Annotated in this window: 10 protein-coding genes; 4 read left to right on the top strand and 6 right to left on the bottom strand. The window is 68.9% G+C overall.

Annotated features, from left to right (window positions below):
• A partial coding sequence (locus tag ABDV68_RS17340; protein WP_343521356.1) for a phosphoenolpyruvate carboxylase occupies window positions 1–375 on the top strand: 375 nt, incomplete at its 5' end.
• On the opposite strand, the gene ABDV68_RS17335 is transcribed toward ABDV68_RS17340, so the two are convergent.
• From ABDV68_RS17335 to ABDV68_RS17310, 6 genes are all read right to left on the bottom strand, one after another.
• Window positions 372–767: an acyl-CoA thioesterase gene (locus ABDV68_RS17335; protein ID WP_343521355.1), complete on the bottom strand. Its 396-nt coding sequence runs from the start codon at window positions 765–767 to the stop codon at window positions 372–374. The two genes, ABDV68_RS17340 and ABDV68_RS17335, sit on opposite strands and share 4 nt — an antisense overlap.
• A gap of 58 nt (window positions 768–825) precedes the next feature.
• The gene (locus tag ABDV68_RS17330; protein WP_343521354.1) at window positions 826–1,464 is read right to left on the bottom strand and encodes a hypothetical protein; all 639 of its coding nucleotides are present in this window, start codon (window positions 1,462–1,464) and stop codon (window positions 826–828) included.
• A gap of 58 nt (window positions 1,465–1,522) precedes the next feature.
• Window positions 1,523–1,930 (bottom strand): biopolymer transporter ExbD, encoded by a 408-nt coding sequence (locus tag ABDV68_RS17325; protein WP_343521353.1) that lies wholly within the window; start codon window positions 1,928–1,930, stop codon window positions 1,523–1,525.
• Between the two features lie 58 nt (window positions 1,931–1,988).
• Complete coding sequence (locus ABDV68_RS17320) at window positions 1,989–2,582, bottom strand: YdeI/OmpD-associated family protein (RefSeq protein ID WP_343521352.1); 594 nt, start codon at window positions 2,580–2,582, stop codon at window positions 1,989–1,991.
• Window positions 2,583–2,649: 67 nt separating this feature from the next.
• Window positions 2,650–2,988, bottom strand: a complete 339-nt coding sequence (locus ABDV68_RS17315; protein WP_343521357.1) for a DNA primase — start codon at window positions 2,986–2,988, stop codon at window positions 2,650–2,652.
• Window positions 2,989–3,100: 112 nt separating this feature from the next.
• On the bottom strand, window positions 3,101–4,354 hold the full coding sequence (locus tag ABDV68_RS17310) for a multidrug effflux MFS transporter (protein WP_343521351.1): 1,254 nt from the start codon (window positions 4,352–4,354) through the stop codon (window positions 3,101–3,103).
• A 103-nt stretch (window positions 4,355–4,457) separates the two neighbouring features.
• Here ABDV68_RS17310 and ABDV68_RS17305 point away from each other — a divergent pair, with 103 nt between their 5' ends.
• The 3 genes from ABDV68_RS17305 to ABDV68_RS17295 all read left to right on the top strand — a co-directional run.
• On the top strand, window positions 4,458–4,967 hold the full coding sequence (locus tag ABDV68_RS17305; protein ID WP_343521350.1) for a hypothetical protein: 510 nt from the start codon (window positions 4,458–4,460) through the stop codon (window positions 4,965–4,967).
• 276 nt (window positions 4,968–5,243) lie between these two features.
• A complete protein-coding gene (locus ABDV68_RS17300; protein WP_343521349.1) occupies window positions 5,244–6,206 on the top strand; it encodes a 2-oxoglutarate and iron-dependent oxygenase domain-containing protein in 963 nt (320 codons plus the stop codon).
• Between the two features lie 154 nt (window positions 6,207–6,360).
• A partial coding sequence (locus ABDV68_RS17295) for a homoserine dehydrogenase (protein WP_343521348.1) occupies window positions 6,361–7,449 on the top strand: 1,089 nt, incomplete at its 3' end.

Below are 7,449 nucleotides of genomic sequence, written 5' to 3'. Positions count from 1 at the left end.
ACCATCTCCATGTTCGCCTCGGCGCTGGCGAACATGGAGATGGTGCTCGCCAAATCCGACATGGGTATCGCCGGGCGCTATGCCGCCTTGGTCGAGGACCGCGCGCTGGGCGATGCGATCTTCGGGCGCATCCGCGACGGCTGGCGGACCACGCACGACCAGCTGCTCGAGGTGACGCGACAGACGCGGCTGCTCGAGAAGCACCCGGCGCTGGAGACCTCGATCCGGCTGCGGCTGCCCTATATCGAGCCGCTCAACCTGCTCCAGGTCGAATTGCTCAAGCGGCATCGCGCGGGGGAAACCGATCCCAAGATCGAGCAGGGCATCCTGCTGTCGATCAACGCGATCGCGACGGCGCTGCGAAACAGCGGCTAGGCTTCGAGGAAGGGCGCCGCCACCTCGTCGCGCACACGCACCAGCCGGCCGGTGGCGCGGTCGAGCATCGCCCAGGTCGACACCGCCTCGACCTTCACCTTGCCGTCGGCGCCGGTGAAGCGCATGTGGCGGTCGAAGCGCGCGCCGCGCGGCGGCTCCGGCACCCAGGTCTCGGCGGTGACCGTCTCGCCCGCCGCCACGTTGCCGCGATAGTCGATCTCGTGCCGGGTCACGACCCAGATATAGGCGTCGCGGTGTTCCGCAGGCGCGGCCGCGTGCCAATGCGCCACCGCGACGTCCTGGATCCAGCGGACCCAGACTGCATTGTTGACGTGACCGAGCTCGTCGATGTCGCCGGGCCCGGCGGTGATCGTCTGCGTGAAGCGCGCCATAGTGCTTGACGTTTACGGCAACTGCGCCGCGCAGGGAAGCCGCGACGCGCGATCGCGCTCAAGGGCGCGGCTTGATGTCGGTGTCGTAGATGCGCCAGCGGCGTTGCGCATCGGTCGAGCCGGGCACCTCGGCCACGCGGCGCAACGTGACCGTGCCGCGCATGTTGAACGGGCGGCCGCCCGCCTTGAGCCGGCCATAGGGCTGGACCGGCACGGTCACGTAGCGGCTGCCCGCGGCGCCCTCGATCTCGCCCGGCGCGCCGATATTGGCGTGATATTCGGCATAGCGATCGAAGCTGCGCACGAACGCCTGGCGGTTCATCCCGGCGCGGCCTGGCTCCCACAATTGATAGGCGCGGGCGTAGCGGCCCGCCTCGATCAGCCCGAAGTAGCGCTCGACCACGCGCGCCGCGCCCTGCGCCGAAGCCTCGGGCTGCGGGCTCTCGTCGAGCGGGGCCGTGTCGTTGTCGAGCCCGCCCGGCTCGCCCGGCGCGGGCGGGTCGAGCGGCGCGGGGCTGGCCGTGGCCGCCGGGGCAGGCGCCTCGTCCGCGACGATGTCGTCGGCGATCTCATCGTCCGGCAGCGCCGTCGCATTCCCCGCATCCACCGCCGGGTTTGCCGTCGTGTCGTTCGCCGGCTCGGTCGCCGGCCCGCAGGCGGCGAGCATCAGGGGAAGCAGCAGAAGGGAACGGCGCATATCGACCTCGTTGCGGGATGCAGGGCATCCCAACGCGAGCCGCCGGCGCCGCGTTCCCTCAGTCGAACGCCATCCGGTCGTTGCCGACAAAGCCCAGCCGGGTGACTCCCGCTCGCTTGACCGTCGTCAGAACATTGGCGAACCGCTCGTAACGCGCCGCCTCATCGGCCTTGAACTGGAGCACGCCGTCCGCCGCGACGGTCGAGGCGAGCAGCGCGGGGAGCTCGGCATCGGATATCGCGCGCCCGTCCCATGCCAGCGCGCCATCGGCGGCGATGTCCAGCCGGTGCGGCGTGTCGAGCACCGGTCCGGGCGGCCCGTTCGGAAGCTCGACCGGCAATTTGTGCGTGGCTGTCGGAATGGTGATGATCATCATGATCAGCAGCACGAGCATCACGTCGATCAGCGGCGTGGTGTTGATTGCCGAAAACGGCTCGGGCTGGGGCGAAGCAGTGAAACGACGCATGAGTCACCTCCCGTTCAGAGATGATATATCATGCCATATCTTTGGCGAGACGCAAGCCCTAGCAGCTTTCGTATTTCCAGTGCCGCTTCTTGCCCTCGCGGATCCACGCGACCGCGTCGGCGAGGCGCTTGTCGCGCGTGGCGTCGCGCTTGGCCTCGGCGATCCATTCGCAATAGTCGCGGCGCGCGCCCGGCGGGAAGGCGTCGAACCGCTCGGCGGCGAGCGAATCCCGCGCGAGTGCCTCGGCGAGCGCCGCGGGCACCTCAGCCTCGGGCTTGGGCGGCCTGGCCTCGCGCCTGGGCAGGCTGCCCGATTCGATCAGCGCCATCGCTTCGCGCACCTGCGCCTCCAGTTCGGCCTCGCCGGGCAGGTCGGCGAGTGATTCGAGGCGGCCGAACTGGCCCATCGCCTCGCCCTCCTTCCCGGTCGCCATCTGGTCGCGATACCAGAAGCCGAAGCTCGCATGGCGCTGGAATCCCGCCATGTGCGCGAGCGGGCGGCCGCGATGCGAGAAGGCGGGCATGCCCCATTTGATGCCTTCCTCGATCTCGGGACAGGCGGCATGGACGCGAGCGCGCAGCCAGTCGAGGATCGGCCGGGCGAACTCGACCTGGCGCGCGATATAGGCGTCGATTCGCGGGTCGGTTGCCATGGCGCTCTCCCTTTTGCGGAATGCTCCGCCCGAAGCGCGCGCCAGTCAAGAACCCGGCGGGCAAGCGTCAGGGGTTCAGCGCGACCTCGTCGCCATCGCCGAGCTCGGCCTCGTCGATCGTGCCGTCGTCGAATTCTTCCTGGAGCGCGTCCTCCTCGGCGTCGTCGGCATCGTCCTCGGCGACGGCTTCCTCGCCGACCTCGTCGGACACCATCAGCAGCTCGTCCTCCTCCTCGTCATCGTCGAGCTCCTCGCCGAGATCGGGGTTGAGGTCGGTCAGGATCGTGCCGTCGGTCGGGCCGTCGCGCGTCGCCTCGAGGATCTCGGCGCGCTGGCTCTCATCATAGCCGTCTTCGTCGTAACCGTCGTCGCCGGGGCCGCGCCCCGGAATCTGCATGCCGCCCATCGCAGCCCTCCAATGCTTCTCCTGAAGCGCGAACGGCGGAGGCACGTGCGCGGTTCCTTGGCGGCGCGACGAAAGACAGGCTCTTTCTGATTAGGCGATGCCGGCCGGGGCCTCAGCTGCGGCGAAACAGCTTACCCCGTTCGGTGACGAAGACGACCAGCAACGCGGTGAGGCCGAGCGCGGTGAAGCCGAGATAGAGCGGCACCGTGGTGCCGTCGAACGCCTGGCCGATCAGCGCGCCGAGCACCGCCGCGCCCATCGTCGAGATGAAGCCCTGAAGGCTCGACGCGGTGCCCGCGATCTCACCCATATTCTCCATCGCCATCGCCGAGAAATTGGAGTTGGCGAGCGCCATCGCGGCCATCATCGGCGCCTGCAGCGCGATGAACACCCACAGATTCTCGCCGCCGAGCAGGATCACCGTCAAGTGCACCACCGCGAGCACCGTCGTCACCACCAGCGCGAAGTGCGAGAGGAAGCGCATGCCGAAGCGCATCACCAGGCGCGAGTTCATGAACGAGCCCAGCGCCATCAGCCCGGCGACCGAGGCGAACACCGCGGTGAGCAGCTCGGGCCGCTTGAACACGTCGTAGACGATCTGCTGGATCGAGCCGATGAACGAGAAGAAGCACCCCGAGATGGCGGTGGTGGCGAAGGTGTAACCCACCGCCCAGCGGTCGCGGGACATGGTGCGGTAGCCGCGCCAGATCTCGCGCAGGTCGAACGGGTGGACCGACTCGCGCGCGAGCGTCTCGGGCATGCGGGTGGCGAACCAGATCAGCACCAGCGCCGCGACCGTCGCGATGCCGCCGAAGATCGGCCGCCAGTCGCCGAAGACGATCACCATCAGCTGGCCCCAGCCGGGCGCGAGCACCGGCACGACCATGAAGGTCATGAAGGCGAGGCTCATCACCCGCGCCATCGCGCGGCCCTGGAAACAGTCGCGCACCAATGCCACCGTCACCACGCGCCCCGCCGCGACCGCCGCGCCGCTCGCTGCACGAGCGAGCAGCAGCAGCTCGAAGCTGCCCGCGAAGGCGGCGACCGCATTGGTCAGGACGTAGAAAGCGAGCGCGATGGCGATCACCGGCTTGCGCCCGTAGCGGTCGGCGAGCGGGCCGTGGAACAGCTGTGCCACGCCGAAGCCGAGCATGAAGGCGGTGATGACGTACTGGCGATGGTTGGGGTGCGTCACGCCGAGCTCGTCGCTGATCGACGGAAGCGCCGGCAGCATCGAATCGATGCCGAGCGCGGTCAGCGCCATGATCGAGGCAATCAGCGCGACGAATTCAGGCATCGGGATCGGCGAGCGGTTCGCAGCTTCGCCGGGCTGGTGGCCGGGTTCGGGAGAGGTCTGCGCGTCCATGCGAGGCCCAATGCCGGATCGTCACCGGCGCGTCACCCCACGGGTTGATCTTTTTTGCCGCATCGCCTAGTGTATTGTTCAACTAATACGGTGGAGTTTGTACATGACCCGGAACTGGCTGGTCCTTCCCCTCGCGGCGGCGCTTGCGGCCTGCGGCGGCGGCGAGGGCGATGGCGCGAGCATCTCGGTCAAGAGCGGCGACGGCGAGGCGAGCGTCAAGACCGACAAGGACGGCCGCGTCGCGATCAAGGCGCCGGGCTTCGAGGGCTCGCTCAAACTGCCCAAGTTCGAGATCGGCGCCGAGAATTTCGAGATCGACGGGCTCAAGCTCTATCCCGGCTCGACCATCGCCAGCCTCAATGTCGACGCCAACCAGGGAGCCGGCAGGAATGGGGGCGGCAACGACAGCGTCCGCGTCCAGTTCGATGCGCCCGCCGCGGCCGACCGCGTGCGCGGCTGGTTCCGCGAGCAGATGCAGGCCGCCGGGTTCACGATCGCCGCCAGCGGCAGCGAGATCAAGGGCAAGACCAGCGAGGGCAGCGACTTCACCTTGAAGCTCGACCCCACCGGCGATGCCAAGAGCCGCGGCACGCTGACCGTGCTGGGCCAATAGTACTAACCCAATCCTCCCCCGCCAGGGGGAGGTGTCAGCGAAGCTGACGGAGGGGGCGGATGCCAGAACACTGGTGGCTCGTTTCCTCCCCCTCCGTCGCCTTCGGCGCCACCTCCCCCTGGCGGGGGAGGATGAAGGGAAGGCAATGATCAATTCCGGCGCTGCGTAGGCGCAAGGACTGCGGGAGAGGCGCACGGCACCGCGCCTCTCCCGCCTCTGTTCGCGCGCCGTGCGAAGGTCTATTCCGGAGGGAATCGTTTCCGGAGTTACCTCGATATGCTCGACACGCCGCCCACCCCCGAACAGACTGGCGTCCCGCTGGTCAGCCTCGCCGACCAGGCGCGCGATCCCGACGGCTTCGCCGCGGCGCTGGGCGGGTCGTTCGAGCGGTTCGGCTTCGCGATGGTGTCCGATCATGGCGTGCCGCAGGACCTGATCGAGCGCGCCTGGGCGGCGACCAAGGCGTTCTTCGAGCTGCCCGAGGACGAGAAGCGGAGCTATTTCGTCGCGGGCGGCGGCGGGGCGCGCGGCTACACCCCGTTCAAGACCGAGATCGCCAAGGGCGCCGAATATGTCGACTTGAAGGAATTCTGGCACATCGGGCGCGAGCTGCCCGCCGGGCACCGGTTCGAAGCGAACATGGCGCCCAACATCTGGCCCGACCGGCCCGAGGGCTTCCGCGAGACTTTCCTCGAGCTGTTCGCGGCGTTCGATGCGGCGGGCGACAAGCTGCTGTCGGCGATCGCGCGGCATCTGGGGCTCGAGCCGGACTGGTTCGACCCGGCGGTCAGGGACGGCAATTCCGTCCTGCGCCTGCTCCATTATCCGCCGGTGACCGAGGACGCGCCGAACGTCCGCGCCGGCGCGCATGAGGACATCAACCTCATCACCCTGCTGCTCGGCGCGGAGGAAGCCGGGCTCGAACTGCTCGACAAGGACGGCGAGTGGCTGCCGGTCAAGCCGCCCGAAGGCGCGATGGTCGTCAATGTCGGCGACATGCTGCAGCGGCTGACCAACCATGTCCTGCCCTCGACCACGCACCGCGTGGTCAACCCGCCGGTCGAGCGCCGTGGCGCCCCGCGCTACTCGATGCCGTTCTTCCTGCACCCCGCGCCCGACTTCCTGATCAAGGCGCTGCCGCAATGCGTGACCGCCGGGAATCCGGAGCGCGAGCCGCCGATCACCGCGCACGACTATCTGGCGGAACGGCTGCGCGAGATCGGGCTGACGAAGAAGTAGACCCGACGAAGAAGTAAACCCGGCAAAACTATTCCTCCGTCGTCCCGGACTTGTTCCGGGGTCCACCGTGCCGCAAAGAGCCGCCTCGGGCGATTCTTGCCGCCCGGTGGACCCCGGCACGAGGCCGGGGTGACGAAAGCGTTGGGGAAGAAGTTTGACCGAACCGTTGCGCGTCGCGCTTGCAGGCCTTGGCACCGTGGGCGCGGGCGTGATCCGCCTGATCGACGCCAATGCCGAGCTGATCGCGCGCCGTGCCGGCCGGCCGATCGAGATCGTCGCGGTGAGCGCGCGCGACCGCGCCAAGGACCGCGGCGTCGACATCACGCGCTTCGACTGGGTCGACGACATGACCGAGCTCGCCCGCCATCCGCAGGCCGAAGTCGTGGTCGAGCTGATCGGCGGATCGGACGGCCCTGCTCTCGCGCTCGCTCGCGCGACGCTGGCGGCGGGCAAGGGCCTGGTCACCGCCAACAAGGCGATGATCGCGCATCACGGGCTCGAACTCGCGCAGGTCGCCGAGAAGACCGACACGCCGATGAAGTTCGAGGCAGCGGTGGCGGGCGGCGTGCCGGTGATCAAGGGGCTGCGCGAGGGCGCGGCGGCGAACCAGATCGACCGTGTCTACGGCATCCTCAACGGCACCTGCAATTTCATCCTGTCCAAGATGGAGGCGGAAGGCCGCGACTTCGGCGAAGTGCTGGCCGAGGCGCAGGCCGCGGGCTTCGCCGAGGCTGATCCGAGCTTCGACATCGACGGAGTCGATGCCGCGCACAAGCTCTCGATCCTGGCCAGCATCGCATTCGGCTCGCAGCCGGCATTCGGCGACGTCGCGATCGGCGGCATCCGCCACCTGCTCGCCGCCGACATCGCCGAGGCCGCGGCGCTCGGCTATCGCGTGCGCCTGCTCGGCATCGCGGACTTGAACGGCAACGGGCTGTTCCAGCGCGTCCATCCGCACCTCGTGCCGCTCGCGCATCCGCTGGCGCATGTGCTGGGTCCGACCAACGCGGTGGTGGCGGAGGGCAATTTCGTCGGCCGGCTGCTGTTCCAGGGCGCCGGCGCGGGCGACGGCCCGACCGCCTCGGCGGTGGTCGCCGACCTGATCGACATCGCACGCACCGAGTTCGGCCCGCCCTATGCGATGCCCGCCGCCAGCCTGGCGAAAGAGCCTGCCGCCCCCACCGGCGAGCGCCGCAGCCGCGCCTATCTGCGCTTCACCGTCGCCGATAAGGTGGGCGTGCTC

The organism is Sphingomonas sp. (assembly GCF_039595165.1).
Lineage (GTDB): Bacteria > Pseudomonadota > Alphaproteobacteria > Sphingomonadales > Sphingomonadaceae > Sphingomonas.
Note: the sequence above shows the minus strand (reverse complement) of the source record. Positions and strands in the feature narration are given on the sequence as shown.